21 protein-coding genes are annotated in these 21314 nt (G+C 55.2%); 12 read left to right on the top strand and 9 right to left on the bottom strand.

Annotated features, from left to right (window positions below):
• Positions 1-108: 108 nt before the first annotated feature.
• Positions 109-333, bottom strand: coding sequence for a hypothetical protein (locus tag FE784_RS00980; RefSeq protein ID WP_139600243.1), 225 nt, complete (start codon positions 331-333; stop codon positions 109-111).
• A gap of 198 nt (positions 334-531) precedes the next feature.
• On the opposite strand from FE784_RS00980, the gene FE784_RS00985 reads away from it, so the two are divergent.
• Positions 532-1803, top strand: a complete 1272-nt coding sequence (locus tag FE784_RS00985) for an MFS transporter (RefSeq protein WP_139600244.1) — start codon at positions 532-534, stop codon at positions 1801-1803.
• A 76-nt stretch (positions 1804-1879) separates the two neighbouring features.
• On the opposite strand, the gene FE784_RS00990 is transcribed toward FE784_RS00985, so the two are convergent.
• The 3 genes from FE784_RS00990 to FE784_RS01000 form a co-directional block, all read right to left on the bottom strand.
• Positions 1880-2557, bottom strand: coding sequence for a DUF2238 domain-containing protein (locus tag FE784_RS00990; RefSeq protein ID WP_246131838.1), 678 nt, complete (start codon positions 2555-2557; stop codon positions 1880-1882).
• A gap of 121 nt (positions 2558-2678) precedes the next feature.
• Positions 2679-3638, bottom strand: coding sequence for a zinc dependent phospholipase C family protein (locus FE784_RS00995; protein WP_139600245.1), 960 nt, complete (start codon positions 3636-3638; stop codon positions 2679-2681).
• 90 nt (positions 3639-3728) lie between these two features.
• Positions 3729-4595 carry an amidohydrolase family protein gene (locus tag FE784_RS01000; protein ID WP_139600246.1) on the bottom strand — a complete coding sequence of 289 codons (867 nt, stop codon included), beginning with the start codon at positions 4593-4595 and terminating at the stop codon, positions 3729-3731.
• A gap of 318 nt (positions 4596-4913) precedes the next feature.
• On the opposite strand from FE784_RS01000, the gene FE784_RS01005 reads away from it, so the two are divergent.
• The 3 genes from FE784_RS01005 to FE784_RS01015 all read left to right on the top strand — a co-directional run bounded on the left by FE784_RS01005 (position 4914) and on the right by FE784_RS01015 (position 6965).
• Positions 4914-5579, top strand: a complete 666-nt coding sequence (locus tag FE784_RS01005) for a nitroreductase family protein (protein WP_139600247.1) — start codon at positions 4914-4916, stop codon at positions 5577-5579.
• A 151-nt stretch (positions 5580-5730) separates the two neighbouring features.
• Positions 5731-6168 (top strand): RrF2 family transcriptional regulator, encoded by a 438-nt coding sequence (locus FE784_RS01010; protein WP_139600248.1) that lies wholly within the window; start codon positions 5731-5733, stop codon positions 6166-6168.
• A 47-nt stretch (positions 6169-6215) separates the two neighbouring features.
• Entirely contained in the window at positions 6216-6965 is a 750-nt protein-coding gene (locus tag FE784_RS01015) for an alpha/beta hydrolase (RefSeq protein WP_139600249.1), read from the top strand.
• 67 nt (positions 6966-7032) lie between these two features.
• On the opposite strand, the gene FE784_RS40620 is transcribed toward FE784_RS01015, so the two are convergent.
• Positions 7033-7188 carry a hypothetical protein gene (locus tag FE784_RS40620; RefSeq protein WP_176705870.1) on the bottom strand — a complete coding sequence of 52 codons (156 nt, stop codon included), beginning with the start codon at positions 7186-7188 and terminating at the stop codon, positions 7033-7035.
• A 130-nt stretch (positions 7189-7318) separates the two neighbouring features.
• On the opposite strand from FE784_RS40620, the gene FE784_RS01020 reads away from it, so the two are divergent.
• On the top strand, positions 7319-8347 hold the full coding sequence (locus FE784_RS01020; RefSeq protein ID WP_139600250.1) for a M42 family metallopeptidase: 1029 nt from the start codon (positions 7319-7321) through the stop codon (positions 8345-8347).
• Between the two features lie 115 nt (positions 8348-8462).
• Here FE784_RS01020 and FE784_RS01025 read toward each other — a convergent pair whose 3' ends face one another.
• Positions 8463-9626 carry a M20 family metallopeptidase gene (locus FE784_RS01025; RefSeq protein ID WP_139600251.1) on the bottom strand — a complete coding sequence of 388 codons (1164 nt, stop codon included), beginning with the start codon at positions 9624-9626 and terminating at the stop codon, positions 8463-8465.
• 150 nt (positions 9627-9776) lie between these two features.
• Here FE784_RS01025 and FE784_RS01030 point away from each other — a divergent pair, with 150 nt between their 5' ends.
• Positions 9777-10427, top strand: coding sequence for a GDSL-type esterase/lipase family protein (locus tag FE784_RS01030; protein ID WP_139600252.1), 651 nt, complete (start codon positions 9777-9779; stop codon positions 10425-10427).
• Here the strand turns inward: FE784_RS01030 and FE784_RS01035 are convergent.
• Positions 10411-11400 (bottom strand): electron transfer flavoprotein subunit alpha/FixB family protein, encoded by a 990-nt coding sequence (locus FE784_RS01035; protein ID WP_139600253.1) that lies wholly within the window; start codon positions 11398-11400, stop codon positions 10411-10413. The two genes, FE784_RS01030 and FE784_RS01035, sit on opposite strands and share 17 nt — an antisense overlap.
• Before the next feature lie 27 nt (positions 11401-11427).
• Positions 11428-12198 (bottom strand): electron transfer flavoprotein subunit beta/FixA family protein, encoded by a 771-nt coding sequence (locus tag FE784_RS01040; RefSeq protein WP_139600254.1) that lies wholly within the window; start codon positions 12196-12198, stop codon positions 11428-11430.
• 212 nt (positions 12199-12410) lie between these two features.
• Between FE784_RS01040 and FE784_RS01045 the strand changes: the two genes are divergently transcribed.
• The 5 genes from FE784_RS01045 (at position 12411) to FE784_RS01065 (ending at position 20593) form a co-directional block, all read left to right on the top strand.
• Positions 12411-14597: a (Fe-S)-binding protein gene (locus tag FE784_RS01045; protein WP_139600255.1), complete on the top strand. Its 2187-nt coding sequence runs from the start codon at positions 12411-12413 to the stop codon at positions 14595-14597.
• A 136-nt stretch (positions 14598-14733) separates the two neighbouring features.
• Entirely contained in the window at positions 14734-17130 is a 2397-nt protein-coding gene (locus FE784_RS01050) for a 3-hydroxyacyl-CoA dehydrogenase/enoyl-CoA hydratase family protein (protein WP_139600256.1), read from the top strand.
• Between the two features lie 13 nt (positions 17131-17143).
• The gene (locus tag FE784_RS01055; RefSeq protein WP_139600257.1) at positions 17144-18328 is read left to right on the top strand and encodes an acetyl-CoA C-acyltransferase; all 1185 of its coding nucleotides are present in this window, start codon (positions 17144-17146) and stop codon (positions 18326-18328) included.
• Between the two features lie 15 nt (positions 18329-18343).
• Positions 18344-20119 (top strand): acyl-CoA dehydrogenase family protein, encoded by a 1776-nt coding sequence (locus FE784_RS01060; protein WP_176705871.1) that lies wholly within the window; start codon positions 18344-18346, stop codon positions 20117-20119.
• Between the two features lie 60 nt (positions 20120-20179).
• Positions 20180-20593, top strand: coding sequence for a PaaI family thioesterase (locus FE784_RS01065; RefSeq protein ID WP_139600259.1), 414 nt, complete (start codon positions 20180-20182; stop codon positions 20591-20593).
• A 156-nt stretch (positions 20594-20749) separates the two neighbouring features.
• Here FE784_RS01065 and FE784_RS40625 read toward each other — a convergent pair whose 3' ends face one another.
• Complete coding sequence (locus FE784_RS40625) at positions 20750-20902, bottom strand: hypothetical protein (RefSeq protein WP_176705872.1); 153 nt, start codon at positions 20900-20902, stop codon at positions 20750-20752.
• 222 nt (positions 20903-21124) lie between these two features.
• On the opposite strand from FE784_RS40625, the gene yhfH reads away from it, so the two are divergent.
• Positions 21125-21307: a protein YhfH gene (gene yhfH, locus FE784_RS42570; protein WP_342779064.1), complete on the top strand. Its 183-nt coding sequence runs from the start codon at positions 21125-21127 to the stop codon at positions 21305-21307.
• The last annotated feature ends 7 nt before the right edge of the window (positions 21308-21314 follow it).

The following is a 21314-nucleotide window of genomic DNA, read 5'->3' on the forward strand; positions in this document are numbered from 1 at the left end:
ACTTCGTTAAAGCACAATGCGAAATGAGACTTTCTCTATCAAGAAAGACAATCGTTAAATCGCGGTCGTTCATCTTCGAAGCACGTCAATAGCTTCGCCGTTACCGGATCAGCGTCCGCGACGGTAAGGAACATACGGCGTAGGCGTCTGAAATTCGTCTCTTTGGGAGTAACAGTACACGTGCCGAGGTACCGGTACGCAATGATGCCGGTTGACGATTTCAACAGGGTGGATGACATTTACGATTTGCGGGTGGTAAAAGTCCCGGTAAATGACTTTGGGCGGGTCGACCACATTGCTTGCAGGGCAGATCGGTTTTGGACAGTACGACATTATATAAATTCATCTCCTCTGTGTAAGGTATGGGATAGTATATGACCTTAGGCAAGGAGCGGAATGTGTTCGTGCCCAGCCCTTGTACTTAATTTATCATTAAAAAAATCGTAGGCGATTACCCGCGCGCGATGGTACAATGAGGGATGGATCGCCGTCGCCTTCGAGACGGCCGACATTCGGAAAGGGAGGGCTCCCATGGATCGTCAAACGGTTCGGGCATGGGTTATGTACGATTGGGCCAACTCCGCATTCGCCACGACGATGATGGCCGCGGTGCTGCCGATTTTCTACAGCGACGTTGCGGCCTCGACGCTGCCGAACGAACAGATGGCCACGTCGTATTGGGGAATGACGCAGTCGATCGCGATGCTGATCGTAGCTGTGCTGACCCCGATTTTGGGGGCGATTGCGGATTATTCGGGCTTTAAGGTGTTATTTTTAAGGCTATTCTCGTATTTGGGCATTTTGGCTTCGCTTTGTTTCGTCTTCGTCGGCAATGGCGACTACTTGCTGGCCTCCTTCTTATTCATTTTGGGCACGATCGGCTTTTCCGGGGGAAACGCTTTCTACGATGCCCTGCTGAACGATTTGGTCGAACCGGATAAACGGGACTTTATTTCATCCAAAGGGTTTGCCTTCGGGTATATCGGCGGAGGCGTCCTGCTCGTAGTGAACCTGATGTTGATACAGAATTATAGTTGGTTTGGGCTTCCCGACAGTTTGACCGGTACCTACATATCATTCGCTTCCGTCGCGGTATGGTGGTATATGTTCTCGCTGCCTCTGTTCCGCAGGGTGAAGGACAAGAAGACCGGACCGCGGCACAAGCTCGGAGAATATACCGCAATCGGTTTTTCCCGCATATGGAGCACGTTCAAGCGGATCAAGCAATACCCGGAGCTGCTCAAATATTTAATCGCGTACTGGTTTTTCAACGACGGAATCAGCACGATCATTACGATGGCGACGATTTACGGCAAGGAGATCGGTCTAGGTACGTCCCATTTGATCGCGGCTCTCGTCATCACCCAGTTTGTAGGCATTCCATTTACTCTGCTGTTCGGCAAAATCGCCGAACGGCTCGGTTCGAAGCTGTCACTGTATATTTCGCTCGGCATCTATGTGCTTATTGTCATATTCGGTTACTTCATGACGGAAACGTGGCAATTTTACGCGCTCGCCTTCATCGTAGGCATGGTACAGGGAGGCAGTCAGTCGATCGCGCGGTCGATATACAGCCGTCTCGTTCCATCCGATCGTCCGGCCGAGTTTTTCGGTTTTTTGAGCGTATCGAGCAAATTTTCGGCCATTGTCGGGCCTTTCGTTTTCTCCGTCGTCGGTTTGGCTACAGGATCGAGCCGGCTCGGCATTTTGGCATTGGTCGTTTTTTTCATTGTCGGAATCGTGCTGCTGGCCAAGGTCAATTTGCAAAAAGGGGCTTTGGAAGCGGAAGCTGCGCAAGCGTAATCGTTTTTCAATACTAAAAAACCGCTGCCCTTCGACACGATGGGTGGCGGTTTTTCGCTTTGCAGCCGTTCGGAACCTAAATGAAACCTTTATTGCGATAGCTGCGCCAGATGATCCACGCGAGCAGCCCCATGCTAAGCAAGCCTCCCGCGAAACCTAGCAGCATGTCTTTTTGCGTATCGAACAAGTCCCCCTGCATGCCGATAAATTGCTCATTGTTTTGCCCTTGCCCGGCCAAGCCGGCGGCCGCCATCTCGATGATTTCGAAAAAAGCGCTTAAGCTCAAAACGACCGCCGTCGGTATCGCGTAAGACCAGAAGCCGCGCAGCAAGGCAAGCCGGGTCAACAGCTCGCGAAAAGGATACGCCATGAACAAGCCGAACGCAAAATGGACGACACGGTCATAGTAGCTGCGCTTCGTATGGAATGCCGCTTTCAGCCATATATCGATCGGGGTGCCCTGATACGTATAATGAGCTGCATATGTATGAAAGCAAAGAAACAGTGCAATCAGCATGTAGGACAAATTGGAGAAACGGAACTCCCGATATGACCATACGAGCGCGATTGCAAGCAAGGCGACCAAAATATTCTCGACCAGCCACATCGACCGATCGGTCGGCGAGATCGCCATCATTCCCCAGAATAGTAGGAATGCGATAATGGTCAGCTGCAGCAATCCGTTTCGGTGAAATGGAATGGAATCGCTCATAATCGGGTGATCGGACCAGGAGTGAATTTTCGCATGCGACATCAATAGAGCTCTCCTTCCGCAAGGAGCGTAGGTTTTGATTAGACTGATTATGTCCATCTGGGTTGCCCTTTATACAAAAAAAAGCTATCAAGAGGCAGCTCCTGATAGCTTCGGTCAATTTTTATATCATCGGATTGGCGTGTAAAATCTTGTGGCCGTCAGCGCATGGCTTGCCTGTCTCGTAAGAAATATCGCCAAGACTCTCCTCCAGAGCCTGTCTAGAATCATAGGCAACGTCGCCCCGGGGGGGACGGGAGGCATAATCTTCGGATATATATCGGAGTGCCGCGTCCATAACACGGATACCGTCATCGATGGCTTGGTTCCACAAGTCCCAGAAGCTTTCGGTATGGCGTTCCTCCAGGATGGAAGGATGGCGCCATTCCGCGCGCGATTCGTTCAGAAAGTCGAGCGGAGGAACCTGCCTCTTGAAGACGAAAGGCTCGATTTTGCCGAAGGTAATACTCCGTTTCACCCCTGTTGGATCGTGAAACAGCTTCTGGGCCCGGATCATATCGCGATACGCGTCATCCCAGTCGCTTGCGCCGAAGCGTTCGGCAATTTCCGGATAATGAAGGCGGGCCAGTCGGTCGAATACGGTCGCCATATTGCCGGGCAGACGTTCCCCGGCGTACAATTCCTTCCATACGGGCGTCTTCCAGGTTTCAACGCCGGCAATTTTCCGCGCCACCAAAGTATCGAGTATGATTTCGAACCGCTGATGATACCATTTCTTGAAGCCCGACAAATAAAAGACGTACGGATGCGCATTGCGGTCCAATATATGATGGGTCAAAAAGCCGAGCACATAGATCGTTTCCGTCGAACGAAGCGGCTTGCCCTTCACATGATCCAACAGGCCAAGAAGGAAAGGTCCGCATTTGGCCGAATGCATAGCGCTGCCCATCCCGGGCATGCCGCCGGACTGCCACGGAAGAAAGCGGTGGTAAAACAAAAAGTCCGGCCCCTGGCAGCCGAATTGATACGTGCGCAGAAGTTCCGGAGTAGCTGACGCTTCTTGTAGTCCTACTTTGTCGGCCAGCTCGCGGCCGAACAGAAAATGAGTCCAGATGTTGGGCATCGGGTCGTGGTTCTCCTTTAACCTGATCGCCGGGACCTCCGCGACCGTCATCGGCCCCGACGGAGAGCTCCCGGCTATAGCTGTATTGTATCAGGATAGGGGAACGAGCTTCAAGGCGTTGCCCGAGTATATTTTGGCCAGAACGTCTTCCGGAAGATCGAGCGAATTCAGCACTTCCTGATGGACATTGTCGAAATAATCGCGTCCGTAAAGGATGCGGTCCTGAAACTCGAGCAGGAACGATTTGGCATACTCCGGATCTCGCTTAAAGGCGTTTGCGCCCGAGCCTGCGGATATATCGCAATACAAGTTCGGATAACGGTTCAGCATTTCCGCCACTTTGCCGCCCGGAACGACTTTGCCTGTCGGGTAGGACGCTTTATCGTATTGATCGTCGCCGGAGATGTGCGCCCAGAAGCCGGGGGCATGACCTAGGAAGATCGTCTCTGGACAAGCTTCGACCGCGCGCTCGAACGATTCGATGCCTCCGCCGTACCACCAGTTGGGACGCGGATATTTGGATCCGGTTGCAAACTCGTAATCGATATGGACGGTAACCGGCAACCCCTTCTCCCCGCAAAAACGGAACAAGCGGATGGCGTCCGGGTTGTCGTACATCATTCTCAGCTTGATCTCGCCGTATACGCGGACACCGTACAGCTTGATGGCATGGTCCAGCTTGTCGATCGCGTCAGGCCTGCGCGGATCGGGGGCGTACCCGAGGATGAACTTGTCCGGGTACTGCTCGGCATAGCTCACGCAGCGGCGGAACGAGATCGGACCGTCCGGCAAGCCGGCGTCGGGAATACTTTTTTTGTAAGCGGGATTGTATTCGTCATCCGGGCATTCCCAGCTAAGCAGCCATGTTTTGTCGATATTGTACTGCTTCATGTTGTCCAGATAGCGGGTGACGTTATAGCCGTACCAATCCGGGTGATTGTGGCAATCGATGATCATGTATCGAAACCTCGCTTTATCGAATTAATAATTCCTCTCATATTGTACAGGCTAAATACAGGTACGACAATCAAAAATCCGTTAGGGGACGACATAAAGACAAAAATCGCTTGGGTACCCGATAGTAGGAGCAATTATTGTTCGCGAAAACTGTGATTGACATTGGAACAGTTCCGTCATATACTGTGTTTATGTTTGAACAGTAAAAGGCGTGAAGCCGAATTAGCACTGGCAGAGAGTGTCAGTCAATCTTATCGCGAGATATACTGTGCTAATTAATGCATAGTTATATAGAACTATTTTGGGAGGAATCATACGATGACGATTGAAGTTAAGCAAGGCGCGCAGACGGCAACAAACGCGGATTTTATTTCGGTAGCCGCAGGACGCCGCTCCGTGAGGGTATACGATTCGGAGTGGACCATATCGAAGGAAGAGCTGCAGGACATTTTGAAAACGGCCATTATGGCTCCGTCATCTTCCAACTTGCAGCCTTGGCGCTTCCTGGTGCTGCAAAATGCGGAGCTGAAACGGAAGCTGCTGCCGATCGCCTATAATCAGCAGCAGGTCGTCGAGGCATCGGCGGTTATCGCCGTATTCGCCGATCCGCTTGCTTACGAAAAGGCCGAGACGATATACGGCAGTGCCGTCGAAGCGGGGTACATGCAGGAATCGGTAAAAGCCGATTTCGTCAAGCGGACGGTACAAACCTACGGCTCGCTCGGCGAGGACAGATTGAAGAGCATCGCGCTCGTCGACGGCGGGCTCGTATCGATGCAGCTCATGCTGGCGGCCAAGGCGAAAGGGTACGACACCGTGCCGATGGGCGGCTACGATGCCGACAAATTCAAGGAAGCGTTCGACGTACCGCAGCGCTGGGCACCGGTTATGCTGATCGCTCTCGGCAAAGCCGCCAAGGAAGGACATCCGACGACCCGGTTGCCTTTGGAAGAGGTGGCGTTCTGGAATTCGATCGAAGCTTGACATGGGAGTGCAAATGAGCCGCGCTCAATAGCTCGGTTTATGGAACGGAGGGAGGGCTATTAGCCCTCCTCTTTTTTTCTGCGCTAAAAGCACCGATGATCATTGCAAACGCAATGGAAAACAGGCAATATAGAAATGGGGGGTGACCGTGATGGAAGCGAACAAAAAAGAAGCGCCAAACGCGAAATGGTTCGGGTATGCCCTGCAATCTCTGGCCATTCTCGCGATTCATAACGGTGTGTGTCCAAGCTGCGAAATCGCGGTTAAAATGGAGTCACAAGCTACGCTGCTGCGGCGCATTATGGCCCAGTTGTCCAAATATAATCTTGTAGTCGCCAAGGAAGGCCGGGACGGAGGCTATTTGTTGGCCAAACCGGCGGCTCAAATCACGTTTGCCGACGTATACCGCGCGCTCCAGCTGTCCGAACCGCTATCGCAGGCGTTGCTGGACTCGACCTCCGAAGGAATATTCGGGAAAGAAATGCAATGCTATTTTACGAAGTTTGCCGGGGATTGGCAAAAACGGGTGCTGTTCGAATTGGAGCAGCGTACGATCGCGGATCTGACAATCGGGTTCGAATTGAAATAGGTTGATCGAGATACGGATGATATATAGAATGGAAAGGTTGATATTTTATGGCATTCATGCAGTGCAATTTTTCTTCCGAAACTTTGGCGATCGGAGCGTCGATGAACGTGCTGCTGCCGGATCCGAAGCCGGGCCAGCCCGCCGACCGCAAATATCCGACGCTTTTTTTGCTGCACGGACTTTCCGACGATCATACGGCTTGGATGCGTTGGACTTCAATCGAGCGATACGTTCGGACCAAAGAAATCGCCGTCGTCATGCCGGCTGTAAACCGGAGTTTTTATTCCGACATGGCGGGTGGATATCCGTATTGGAAGTTTATTAGCGAAGAGCTGCCGGCCAAAGCAAGAGCTTACTTCCCGCTCTCCGACAAGAGAGAGGATACGTTTGCGGCCGGGCTCTCCATGGGAGGTTACGGAGCTTTCAAGCTTGCGCTTCGGCGGCCGGATCTGTTCGCGGCGGCGGCAAGCTTGTCGGGTGCGCTCGATATTAGCGGAACCAAGGAACGATGGGTGAAGGACTTTGGCTTCATATTCGGCGAGGGGGCCCTAGTTCCCGAGGATGACGACTTATTTAAACTTGCCGAGAAGGTTGCCGCCTCGGACGGGCCGAAGCCGAAGCTGTATCAGGCTTGCGGTACGGAGGATTATTTGTACTCGGCTAACCGCAAGTTTTTGGACCATGCGCGTTCGCTCTCGTTTGAGCTGGAATACGAGGATGGACCGGGAGGACACAGCTGGGATTTCTGGGACGAGTACATACGGCGCGTCCTGGAATGGCTGCCGGTTCGCAGTTGAGAAGGATATAGCCGGAGAGTGCCTTTGCAAGAAGGCACTCTCCGCTTTTGTTGACGAGGTTACGGCTTTACATTGTAAAGCGCGTTTTGTCCTTTTTGTCCGTCGGTTGCTCGTTCTCCGTCTTTTCGCTCAAATCTATGGAGAACTCTTCGCGGTACTGTTCGATCTGCGACGGGTGTCCCGCCGGACCGTTGTTTTTGGGGCGATTGTTGCGTCCTGCCATGGTGATCACCTCCTCGCCTATTGTAGTTTGCCATACGCATCCGATATCATACGACCGTCTTGTGCCGGTTGACCTGCCGGGATTCTACATCAAAAAAATGACAATGAATATCAGGAAAGGTTGGGATACCATGATCGTGAATCGGGACTATATGCTTCATATTTTGACCCGGCTGCTCGAGACGCCGAGTCCGTCCGGTTATTGCGGACGAATCGTATCGCTTGTCGAGGAGGAGGCCGCGAAGCTCGGCTTCGTCCCGGATCGTACGCCGAAAGGCTGCGTTATCATCACGGTATCCGGCAAACGGGAGGAAGCGATGGGCATTTCCGCGCATGTGGATACGCTCGGGGCGATGGTCCGCTCGATTAAGCCGAACGGAACGATCCGCTTTACGCCGGTCGGCGGATATATGATGAGCTCGGTCGAGAACGAGTATTGCCGGGTTCACACCCGGGACGGTCGGGAATATGAAGGGACGGTATTGACCGTGAAGCCGTCGGTTCACGTATATGGCGATGCGCGGGAATTGAAGCGCGAGGAAGCGAACATGGAAATACGGATCGACGAGAACGTTGCGAGCAAAGATGAAGTGTTGGCGCTCGGCATATCGGTCGGCGATTTCGTGTCCTGGGAACCGCGTACCCGATTGCTGGCGAACGGATACGTCAAATCGCGTCACCTGGACGATAAAGCGGGAGTTGCGGCCGTATTCGCGCTGCTTCGGGGATTGCGGGATTCGGGAGTTGCGCCGGAGAGGACGTTGAAGATCGTCATTTCGGTATACGAAGAGGTAGGACATGGGGCGGCCTATTTACCGCCCGACATCAGGGAACTGATCGCGGTCGACATGGGCGCGATGGGAGACGATTTGAGCTGCAAAGAAACGGACGTATCCATTTGCGCCAAAGATTCTTCCGGCCCTTACGATTACGATATGACCACAAGGCTGATCCGTCTTGCCCAAAAGAACAACATCCCGCATGCGGTCGATATTTACCCGAACTATGGTTCGGATGCTTCGGCGGCGCTTAGAGGAGGCAGCAATATACGTGCCGCCTTGATCGGCCCCGGGGTCCATGCTTCGCACGGCATGGAGCGGACGCATACGGACGCGATCGCGAATACAGCGGCTTTGTTGGCTGCATATGTGCTGGAATAGATCGAATGCGAAAGAACCTCCATTCCACGTGGAATACGTGGCTACGGAGGTTTTTTATGTTCATGACTACCGTTCGGCCGGAGCACGACCGACTGTGCGATTGCCGCAAGGAAGACTATTTCGTTGCCCGGAATGCCGATTTTATGTTTTGCAGGAGGACTGTGTCGGAAATGACATCATATGCGGTGGCGGCCAGCGCCTTGGCGGATAGGATCATGCCGTCCAAAGCGCGTTCGGTCATGGCGAAATCGCGAAATTCGGGCGTATGAAGCATATGGGTTTCATCGATGACCTGAACGAACGGATGAATGGAAGGGCACCGTCGGGAAACGTTGCCAAGATCGAGAGAGCCGTGATCCTGTCCATCGTATATCCGCTCTGCCGCAACGCCTAGACCGACCAGATTAGCCGTGAAAGCTTCGGATAGCGGTCCGTTCGTACTCAGCTCGTCATAGGAGTATTCGTAGTTGCTCGTTGCAAGCGTGCAGCCGGTTTGCAGAGCCGCTCCTTCCGCACAGCGGATGACCTTTCGGACCGTCTCGTCCGTGTACGGACGATTGGCGGAACGGACGTAGAACTTTGCGGAAGCATATTCCGGAATGATATTCGGAGCTTCGCCGCCGGCGGTAATGACGCCATGGATTCGGGCATGGCTGGCGAGCTGCTGCCGCAGCGCATTCAACGAGTTGAACAGCATAAGCACGGCGTCCAGCGCATTGACGCCGTCCTGCGGATTCGCCGCCGCATGGGCGGATTTGCCGAAATATTCGAACTGCAGAGCATCCATGGCGAGAGAAGAGCCCGACTTCTCGAACCGGTGAAACGGGTGGGCCATAAGCGCGATATCGACGTCGTCGAACAGCCCCGCTTCCGACATCGGTACTTTCGCTCCCTTCGTTTCCTCCGCGGGTGTGCCGTATACGCGTATGGCGCCTCCGATCCCGTCGAGCACCGATTTCAAGCCGATGGCCGCTCCCAAGCCCATCGTGCAGATCAGGTGATGGCCGCAAGCGTGACCGAGCCCCGGCAGCGCATCGTATTCGCACAAAAAGGCGACGATCGGACCGGGCTTGCCCGACTCGTATGTGGCGATAAAAGCCGTAGGCAGTCCCAGAATATCCGTCTCGACCCGGAAGCCTTGCCGCTTCAGCTCGCCCGTCAGCTCCGCGCAAGCCAATACTTCCTCGTTTCCCAGTTCGGGATGTTCGCCGATATAGAGAGCGATTCGTTTCAACGTGTCGGCATTTTCGTTAATGGCATTAAATAGCTGTTTTTTCATCCTTATCCCCCACTCCGGCGTTTCCTACGGACATTGTAACGGATTAGGGAAAGGAATGCGAACGCTCCGAGAAATAGTTGCATGGAACTGGGCGCAATCGGAAGCTTTATGAATATGGTATAGGAACAACTGCGAGCGGAGGTTGGTTTCATGGAGCGGGAACTCGTATATTTGGCGCTTGGCGATTCGTTGACGGCGGGGAAAGGAGCACCGCCGGGTAGCAGCTTCGTGCAGCAATATATCCGGCTGACCGAGACCAGCCTGGGTTTGACGGTAATAGCGAAAAATGCGGGCAAGAGCGGAGCGACGACCGAACAAATTCTTCAAGTGATCCGGACGGACGAGAAGGTGCGATCGGCTGCGGAAAGGTCGGCCGTCATTACGTTAACGGCGGGCGGCAACGATTTGATCCAAGCGGCGAAACGGTATTATTTCGACAATGACAGCCGCATTTTAATGTCCGCTCTAAAGCGGTTCCAGCGAAACATTTCCCATATACTAGAAACTATTCGCCAACTGAAAGAGGGAAGCGGCGCTTATGCCGTCAGAGTGATCGGCCTTTACAATCCGCTCCCCGAATTCGAGGAGGCCGTTTTTTGGGTCAACAAATTCAACGAGCACTTGCGGTCGCTTCAATCGGGACACATTCATATCGTTGATGTGTACGACGCATTTCTGGGCAAGGAGGACGATTACTTATCGGACGACCGGTTCCATCCGAATCCCGAAGGGTACCGGGTTATCGCCGAACGCGTGCACTTGACGGGTTACGACCCTATCGAGGCTACAAAAGGCGTTTGAATTCCTCCGTCAACAGTGGCACGATATCGAACAAATCCCCTACAAGACCATAATCGGCTATTTTGAAAATGGGAGCCTCCGGATCTTTATTGATCGCCACGATGACCCGCGATCCGCTCATGCCGGCCACATGCTGGATGGCGCCGCTGATACCGCAAGCGATATACAACTCCGGGGTCACGACTTTGCCGGTCTGACCGATTTGCATCGAGTAATCGCAATAGCCGGCATCGCATGCGCCGCGGGAAGCTCCTACCGCGCCTCCCAGCGAGTCGGCCAGCTCGGCGAGCGGCTTGAACCCGTCAGCGTTTCTCACCCCCCGACCGCCGGAAACAATAATTTTCGCTTCGGACAAATCGGTTTTTCCCGTCGCGCGCTTCACGATATGCTTCACGACCGTGCGCAAATCGGGTTGCTCCGGTTCGATCGCTTCGAATGATGACGAATCGAGCGGCTGAACGGAATTTGTAGCATGATCGTCCGACGGCTGAAAATTGTTCGGCCGGATCGTGACGACCCACGGTTCTTGGCGAAACCGCCTTTTTTCAAACGCCTTGCCGGCATAAATCGGGCGCGTGAAGCTGAACGTATCTCCGCACTGTTCAATAGCTATTACATCGGAGATTTGCCCCGCATTCATCCGCGCTGCCAATCTTGGCGCAATATCTTTGCCGAAGGCGGTATGGCCCAGGATGACAGCGGATGGCTGCAGCCGGGTTATTAGGCGGGTGACGGTTCTGAATACGCTCTCCGTGTCCGTCCGGGTCGATTGATCATTTCCGGCGGAAAAGACCCGATCGGCTCCCGAGGCCAGCAATTCGGCTGCAAGCTGTTCCTTGTCGGCTCCGGAAACGAAGGCGAAGACGGTCCCGGCCTCACCTGCCAGCAAACGTGCCGCGGCGATCGACTCCAAAGAGACTTGGCGCAGCTTTCCTTCGCGTAGCTCGGCGATTACAAGCACTTGGCGATTCATCGGTTTCCCTCCTTATTTGTTGACGATTCAGATCAGCTTGGCCTCCTCGCGAAGCGCCCGGACAAGCTCGCTTGCCTGGAAGGCGACTTCGCCCTCGATGAGACGACCGGCTTGCCGGGGAGGCGGGGGAGCGAGCGCGCTCCTCTCCGTATAAGGCGCCAATAGCTCCTCGGACAAGCCCAGGCTCGCCGGACTGATGCGGGAAAAAGGTTTTTTCTTCGCCTTCATAATGCCAGGCAGCGTAGGATATCTGGGCTCGTTCAAGCCTTGCTGGGCGGTGAAGCAGGCAGGGAGCGCAGCTTCGATCGTCACCTCGTCCCCCTCGGAATCCCGTACTGCGACCGCCGACTTTCCCGAGCTGTCGACGGCAAGCCTCGTAACGGCGCCTACATGCGGGATGTCCAGCAGCTCGGCGACCCGAATCGCGACTTGACCGGAGCCCCGGTCGACGGAGAAATGGCCTCCGAGCACGATATCGAACGGTCTGCCTTTAAGAAAGGCGGCCAATAGCTTGCTTAGCACGGCTTCGTCGGCGTCGGCGGGTTCGGCGATCAGAACCGCTTCGTCCGCACCCATGGCAAGAGCGGTGCGCAGAGCCTCGGAGCTACGCTCCGTACCGACGGACACGACCGTTACTTGGCCGCCATGATTGTCGCGCAGCTTGAGCGCTTCCTCCACCGCGTATTCGTCATACGGATTCATGACAAGCTTTGCGTCTTCCTCGTCGATACTCCCGTCGCGTATTCGTATTTTTTCCTCCGTATCGAACGTTTGCTTCATCAATACGATTACATTCATGGCGCTCTCTCCTTTCGGACCAGCATACAGGTGAGCTTCGTGCGGTTCGGCGGACCCTTGACGAGCATTTTTGTCATGGGACCACCCTTGTCGATAATACAATGCAAGTATCACGAATAAGCTTGCTGCGGTATCGGCCGTATAAATGTATATGATGCGAAGAGCCTGAATAATCCGGCCGTGAAGCTTGAAACGGAAAGGAGCGGGCAGCTATGACCTGGAAAATCGTCAACCTCGTACTGTTTCTATGCGCAGCGGGCTGTTGCGTATTCTGGTTCTGGAAAGCGGTCAGCCATCGCGCCGCTTATGTGATGCTCGGCAGGACCGAACAACCGGCACGGCTCGACCGTATGCGTTTGCGCGAATGGGCGGCGCAATTGTTCGGACATAAGAAGCTGCTGAAGGACCGGCGGAGCGGCTTGATGCACTTGGTCATCTTTTACGGCTTTATCGTGCTGCAGATCGGTGCGATCGACATCGTGTGGAACGGGTTATTCGGTGTGCGGCTTCCGCTGCCGGCCTATGAATGGTTTGTCTTGTCCCAGGAGATCGCCGTCACGGCCGTTCTCTTGGCGATCTTGTACGCCGGATTTCGCAGATATGTCGAGAAGCTGCGCAGATTGAAGCGAGACTGGAAGCCCAGCATCGTTCTGTTCTTTATCGGGGGACTCATGATCTCGGTGTTGTTCGTATCCGCATTCGAACGGATATGGAAGGAAGAACCGGCATCCGCGCTGGCGCCTATCGGTTCCATGCTGGCGGCGGCCATGGACGGATTTATAGCCGTACCGGCGGGTGAAGCGCTTTATTATGCCGCGTGGTGGGCGCATTTGCTCCTGCTGCTCGCCTTTCTTGTGTATATCCCGCAATCCAAACATTTTCATCTGCTCACGGCTCCGGTCAATCTCGCCCTGGCCCGCAGCGATCCTCCCGGGAAGCTTCGGACGCTCGATCTGGAGGACGAGGAAGCGGAGACGTTCGGCGTCGGCGCGATCGAGCAGTTTTCGCGAAAGCAGCTTCTCGATTTATACGCCTGCGTCGAATGCGGCCGTTGCACCGACGTATGCCCCGCTGCCGGCACCGGCAAGCTGCTCTCGCCGATGCATTTGATCGTCAAGCTGCGCGATCACTTGACCGAGAAAGGAGCCGCTATCACCTCGAAAACGCCGTGGGTACCGACATTCGCTTTCGGTGCGAATGGAACCGCCGTTTCCGCATTTCGCCCCGAACCCAAAGAGTCTCGCGTCGAATGGATCGGAGAGGGCATTACGGATATCGGTCCGACGATGAAGCGGCAGAAGGAAAGCTGGCTTCGAACAATTGCGGATCGTTCCGACGAACAAGACAACGGCGGAGAGCAACATCGTCTTGCGATGGAAACGGAGCTGATCGGACACGTGATGACGGCCGAAGAGCTATGGGCGTGCACGACGTGCCGCAATTGCGAAGACCAATGCCCGGTCGGCAACGAGCATGTAGATAAAATCATCGACATGAGGCGCTACCTGGTATTGACAGAAGGGAACGTACCGGGGGACGGCCAACGCGCGCTCCAAAATATCGAGCGTCAGGGCAATCCATGGGGGATAAGCAGAAGCGACCGCGACAAGTGGTTGGACGATCTTGATGGAGTATGGGTGCCGACGGTACGGGAACAGCCGGACTTCGATTATTTGTTTTTCGTCGGGTCGATGGGTTCATACGACAACCGTACCCGGAAGGTAACGATCGCCACCGTGAAGCTGATGGCGCATGCCGGAGTCCGGTTCGCGATCCTCGGGGCGGAAGAGAAAAATTCGGGAGACACGCCACGACGCATGGGCAACGAGCTGCTGTTCCGCCAATGCTGCGACGAGAATATCGCGTTGTTCCGGAAGTATAAGGTGCGGAAAATTGTTACAGCATGCCCTCATACGTACAATACGTTTAAACACGAGTATCCCGAATTCGGGCTGAAGGCGGAAGTCGTCCATCATACCGAGCTGCTCGCTCTCCTTTTACAGGAAAGAAAGCTTGTACCGAGCTATCCGGTCCGGGAAGTGGCGACCTACCACGATTCGTGCTACCTGGGCAGGTACAACGGCGGCTATGACGCACCGCGAGCGATTCTTCGAGCGATTCCGGAGCTGTCGCTCGAAGAAATGGAACGCTCGGGCGCCAATGCGATGTGCTGCGGGGCGGGCGGCGGACTGATGTGGATGGAGGAGAAGGCGGGCAAACGGATTAACGTAGCGCGGGTGGAGCAAGCCTTGGCGACCGCTCCCACCGTAATCGCCAGCGCATGTCCGTATTGCTTGACAATGATGGAGGACGGGACGAAGCTGCTGGAGGCCGAGGAACGGGTAGCCGCCAAGGATGTGTCGGAGCTGTTGGCTGCGGCCGTGTTCGGACCGCATTAGGAAGTCGGCGAATGGCAAATTCCTGAGATGGAGAGCGGCGCTTCCTCTCTTTGCAGACTTTTTCAACAGCCTCATGATTTACAGTAAGAACATGGTAAAGGCACTTATAGAATTCAGTGGAGGAGGGAACTGCCCGATGAAAACGATCCGTACGGCAGCGGTCATCGGTTCCGGCGTCATGGGGGCGGGAATCGCCGCTCATTTGGCCAATGCGGGGATTCGCGTTCTTATGCTCGATCGGGTGCCGGACCGATTGTCGCCACAGGACGAAGCTGCAGGGAAAAGCCTTGCGGATCCCGAAGTCCGCAACCGGCTTGCAGCCGAAGCGATACTGCGGCTGAAGAAAACGAATCCGGCGCCTTTTTATGACGAACGGTACGCGGAACGGATTATGCCGGGGAATGTCGAGGATGATTTCGCGCGGCTTGGCGAGGCGGATTGGATTATCGAAGCGATAACCGAGCGGCTCGATTGGAAGAGAGAGTTGCTGGCCCGAATCGAAAAGGTATGGACTCCCGGTACGGTCGTCAGCTCCAATACGTCCGGCATCTCGATAGCCGCCATGGCGGAATCGGTCGGGGAATCGATGAGAACTCATGTACTGGGCACGCATTTTTTCAACCCTCCCCGTTATATGCCATTGGTCGAGCTTATACCGGGTCCGTTCACGGATGCCGCTATCGTCTCGGGGATGGAGCAAGTTCTGGAGCAGCGGCTGGGAAAAGGGGTTGTCATCGCCAAAGATACGCCCAACTTTATCGCCAACCGGATCGGGACATACGGGCTGCTCGTTACGCTTAAGCTGATGACGGAGCACGGTTACACGGTCGAGGAAATCGACGCGGTTACCGGTCCCGCGATCGGTCGGCCGAAAAGCGCGACGTTCCGCACGCTCGATCTGGTCGGCTTGGATACGTTCGTCCATGTGGCGAATAACGTATACGAGCACGTGGACGACCCGAAGGAAAAAGAAAATTTCGCGGTGCCCGGACTATTGACGGATATGGTGAGGCGAGGCTGGCTCGGCGAGAAAGGAGGGCAAGGGTTCTACAAGAAGCTCAAAACGGACCAAGGAAGCCGCATATTGGCGCTCGATATTAACGCGATGGACTATGCGCCCTCGGCAGGCGCTATCAAATCGGCGTCCCTGGATGCGGCGAAAACGGCCAAAGGGGCGGCCGCGAAGTGCAAAGCGGTCCTGTCGGGAACCGACAAGTATTCCGAGCTTGCCTGGAACGTTCTCAAGCATGTTCTCGCCTATGCGGCGGCTAAGGCGTATGAGATCGCCGATTCGATCGCCGACGTGGATAAAGCGATGCGGCTCGGCTTCAACTGGGATCTCGGTCCTTTCGAGACGTGGGATGCGATCGGGCTGACCGAATCCGCGGCCAGAATGGAAGCGGAAGGCATTGCGCTGCCGGAATGGGTCAAGAGCTGGATCGCGGCGGGAAACGAATCGTTCTACACGAAGCAAAACGGCACAACCGCCTACGTTCACGCGGGGAGGTATGCAGAGCCGGCAGATCGGCCGGAGCATTTGTCTTTGAAATCTTTAAAGGCGGCCGGGCGAACCGTTTTATCCAATAGCGGTGCCAGCTTGATCGATATTGGCGAAGAGGTGGCCTGCCTCGAGTTCCATTCCCCGAACAACGCGATTGGCGCCGATATTTTAACGATGATCCGCAAAAGCGCGGAAGAGGTTCGCCGCAATTATCGGGGTCTCGTCATCGCCAACGAGGGACGGAATTTTTGCGTCGGCGCGAACCTGATGCTGCTGCTGATGGAAGCCCAAGAGGAGGAGTGGGACGAAGTCGACCGGATCATCCGCATGTTCCAGCAAGCGATGCTCGAGCTGAAGCGTCTGGAGAAGCCGGTAGTAGCCGCGCCGCATCGGATGACGCTGGGCGGAGGCGTGGAAGTGTGCATGGCCGCGGATCAGGTGTGCGCCTATGCCGAGACTTACTACGGATTGGTCGAAGCCGGAGTCGGGCTCATACCCGCGGGCGGAGGCTCTACGGAGATGGCGGTCCGTGCGGGTGAATCGGGCACGGATCCCGATGACGACATTCAGCCCGCTTTGAACAAGGCCTTCGAGACGTTGGGCATGGCGAAAGTGTCGGGCAGCGCGCCGGAAGCCGTTAAGCTCGGTCTGTTGCGGAGCACGGACCGGACGATCATGAGCCGAGAGCTTCTACTATTCGAGGCAAGGAATGCCGTAATCGGGCTGAAGCGGAGAGGCAAGGCGTTTCACGGCGAAAAGGGCGTCAAGGTTGCGGGCCGCAACGGGAAAGCCGTGTTGAAGCTCGGGGCGCGCACGATGCTCGAAGGCGGATATATATCCCGACACGACTACAAAATCGCCTCAAAGCTGGCCCATGTGCTGTCCGGGGGCGATGTAGCCGCCGGAACGCTCGTATCGGAGCGGTACTTGCTCGATCTGGAACGCGAAGCTTTCCTCAGCTTATGCGGAGAGCCGAAAACAAGAGAGAGAATGAAGCATATGCTCGCAACCGGGAAGCCGCTTAGAAATTAAGGAGGTGATTCGGATGGAAGAGGCGGTCATCGTTTCGGCCGTCCGTACGGCCGTCGGAAAAGGACGCAAAGGAGCGCTGGCGCACGTCCGGGCCGAGGATTTGGGGAAAACGGTGCTTCAGGCGGTCATGGACCGGGCTCCCGGCTTGAATAAAGGGGATGTGGAGGATATTGTCATCGGCTGCGCCATGCCGGAAGGTGAACAGGGGCTCAACTTCGCCCGGGCGATGGCGCTGTATGCCGGCTTTCCCGTTTCGGTTCCCGCGGTCACCGTCAACCGGTTTTGTTCCTCCGGTCTTCAGGCGATCGCTTATGCGGCGGAGCGCGTCAAGCTGGGCTATGCCGACACGGTTATTGCGGGCGGCGTGGAAAGTATGAGCCACGTCCCGATGACGGGCTTCAAGCTGTCGCCTCATCCCGACATCTTCGAACTAATGCCCGAGGTGTATATAAGTATGGGCCATACGGCCGAGAAGGTTGCGTCGCGATACGGCATCACTCGCGAGGAGCAGGATCGGTTCGCTTTGGGCAGCCATCGTAAAGCGGCTGCCGCGCAATCGGCGGGCAAATTTTCCGACGAAATCGTACCGGTCCGAGCTGTACTGCCGGAGTACGACCTTGCGAAAGGACCGCGCAGCAAAACAATCGAGTTCTTCGCCGACGAATGCGTCAGAGCGGATACGACAATGGAAGCATTGTCTAAGCTGAAGCCAGCCTTCTCCGCGAAAGGTTCGGTGACGGCAGGAAACGCCTCTCCGGTCAGCGACGGTGCAGCCGCCTTGATCGTCATGAGCCGCGGCAAGGCGGAGCGGCTGGGCTTGAAGCCGCTCGCGGCATTCCGGGCATTTGCCGTCGCCGGCGTGGAGCCCGAGGTGATGGGCATAGGGCCGGTCGAGGCGATCCCGAAGGCGCTGCGGCTCGCGGGATTGGAGAAGGACGACATTGATTTGTACGAAATCAATGAAGCGTTTGCGTCCCAGTGTATCCAAGTCATACGCGCATTGGAACTGGACGAAGAGAAAGTCAATGTCAACGGCGGTGCAATCGCCCTGGGACATCCGCTCGGCTGCACGGGGGCGAAGCTTGCGACGACGCTAATTCGTGAACTGGGCAAGCGGGGCGGAGGCCGCGGTATCGTATCGATGTGCATCGGAGGCGGCATGGGCGCCGCAGGAGTTTTCGAAGTATATGCCGATTGAGGAGGGCGGACCATTATGGCAACGATTGTGAAGGGCGGCAGCTTCGTCATAGATTCGTCTAGTTGGGAAAGCATCATGACTCCGGAAGATTTGTCCGAGGAGCAGACGTTAATCGCGGAGGCGGCCGAGCATTTTATCGAGAACGAGGTGCTTCCGCACGACGGCGAATTGGAAAAGCTCGATTACAAGCTCACGGTGCAATTGATTCGCAAGGCCGGGGAGCTTGGATTGCTCGGAGTCGACGTACCGGAGAAGTACGGGGGGCTCGGCCTGGATAAAGTAAGCTCGACGCTCATTAGCGAGAAGCTGGCCAAAGGGTCCTCGTTCGCCCTCTCGGTCGGCGCCCATGTCGGAATCGGCACGCTGCCGATCGTCTTCTTCGGGACGCCCGAGCAGAAGCGGAAATATTTGCCGGACTTGGCCGACGGCTCGAAGATCGCGGCTTATTGCTTGACGGAGCCTTCATCTGGCTCGGATGCATTGGGCGCGAGAGCAACCGCCAAACTGTCCGACGACAGGACGCACTACGTATTGAATGGGGCGAAGCAGTTTATTACGAATGCCGGATTCGCCGATGTATTCATCGTTTATGCGAAAATCGACGGCAAGCATTTCTCGGCCTTTATCGTCGAGCGAACGATGGAGGGAGTGAGCATCGGTCCGGAAGAAAAGAAAATGGGGATCAAAGGCTCCTCCACATGTCCGCTTATTTTGGATCAGGTCAAGGTACCCGTCGACAACTTGTTGGGCGAGCCGGGCAAAGGTCATGTGATCGCCTTCAACATTTTAAACATCGGACGGTTCAAGCTCGGGGCCGGGTGCGTAGGTGCCGCCAAGGATGCGATCTCGCTAAGCGCCGCTTACGCCAACGAGAGAACCCAGTTCGGCAAGCCGATCTCCTCTTTCCCGTTGATCGGAGAAAAGCTTGCGGACATGAATATCGCGACGTTCGTGCTCGAAAGTATGGTGTATAGGACGGCGGGGCTGATCGATGCCGTTCTGCAAAATATCGATCATGGCAGCGATGCGGCGGGCGTGCAATCGGCGAAAGGGATCGCGGAATATGCGCTGGAATGCTCGATCAATAAAGTGTTCGGCACGGAAGCGCTCGATTTCGTTGCCGATGAGGGCGTACAAATCCATGGCGGCTATGGCTTTATTCAAGAATACAAGATCGAACGCATTTACCGCGACTCCCGGATCAATCGGATTTTCGAAGGAACGAACGAAATCAATCGGCTGCTGATTACCGGAACACTGCTGAAGAAAGCGATGAAGGGCGAGCTTCCGCTCATGGAGCATGCGCAATCCGTACAGGAGAGCATGCTGGAGCCGACGGAACAGTCCGATACGGACGAACGCTTCGCCCAGGAGAAACGGCTGCTTGCTACCGCGAAGCAAATCTTCTTGCTTGTCGGGGGGCAAGCCGTGCAGACGTACGGCCTCGAGCTGGAGGAGCAGCAGGAGGTGCTGGCGAGGCTATCGGATATGATGATCGCAATCTATGCCATGGAAAGCGCGCTGCTGCGAGCGGAGAAAATAACGGCAAAATCCGGGGAGAAGCGAGGAGAGCTTGCATCGATCATGACGTCCGTATATGTCCACGACACTTTCGCTTCCATCGAGCGGGCGGCCAAACAATCGGTCGCGGCCATGGCCTCGGGCGACCTGCTGTCGTTGCAGCTGTCGGTGCTGCGCAAATGGACGCGGCATACGCCTCCGGATACGATCCGACTCAAGCGGCAGGTGGCGGAAAAAGTAAAAGCCGCAGAGCGCTACGTCGTCGTGTAACCCGACCGGTTCGGACGCGTGTCACTCCGTTGAAAAGCGGCATTGGAGGGATTCGGCAGGATGGACGGCAACCTGGAACGAATCGTTCGCAAGCTGGAGGAAGCGGCCAAAGGGACGTTTTGGGAGCAGCTCGGCTGCGAGCTGGAGCATGTGGAGCCCGGCAAAGCGGTCGTAGCGCTGGAGGTGGAGAAACGGCATTTGAACGGTATCGGCATCCTCCATGGCGGGGTTCACGCATCGCTGCTCGACAACGCGATGGGTTTGGCCGTGATGGTTGCCAGGCCGAACGACAAAGTCGTAACGACGAATTTGAATGTGCATTATTTGTCGCCGCTTGAGCCGGGGAAAGTAACGGTTACGGCCGAGCTGATTCATCAGTCCCGGAAAATGATAACCGTTTACGGCAAGATCGAAGACAGTACGGGACGGCTCGGATCGTGGGGGAGCGGTTCGTTCCGGATTTTGTCGGAATAGCGAGGCTGAATTCCATTATTGCCCAATTCTGTTCCTCTGTCGCGGCATCCGATAGGGTACAATCATTCCATTAGGGAAAAGGGTGTACCGCGAGTTCATTGGACACCAAAGTCGATTCTCTGGATAAGAAACTGGACTCCTATCAGTCCGAAAATATTACGGCAGATGAAAAAGCTGCTTGCCGCGGCTGGCGGTCGTGTCGAGCATTTGAGACAAAATATCGAATACTCCGTACAGGAGCAATCGATCTTTAAGCTCGAATTGGATCGGATGAAACGCCTTCCTTTGATTGATGAAGAAATGGTCCACTTGTACTCGTGAATAATCCGGCTATTTCATAAATAGGGATCGTACCTTTCGGTACGGTCTTTTTTTGGTTCGCAAACAGTGACAGTCGATTCACTAATCGTTTCGTCCGGCATGGCCGATAACCTTGCATTAACAAAAAAACAACTCGCATTCCATTCTATGTTGTTATATAATAAAAACACAAAAAAAAATCTGTAATAGTACAAATAATAGGCGAAAGGTGTGAATACCCGAATGCTGCTGCCGGTCAATCAATTTTTCGACACGCTTCCGAAAAAGCAATGCTCCAAATGCGGAACCGTAATGGAAGAGCAATCCGAATGCTACACGCATGAATGCGATGAATGCGGCGGGAAAACGGTTTACCCGTTAACGTTCAAGCCCGATCCGAAATATCAGCCCTAATCCCCTC

Source organism: Paenibacillus hemerocallicola, from assembly GCF_006265175.1.
In the GTDB taxonomy this organism is placed as follows: Bacteria; Bacillota; Bacilli; order Paenibacillales; family NBRC-103111; genus Paenibacillus_AB; species Paenibacillus_AB hemerocallicola.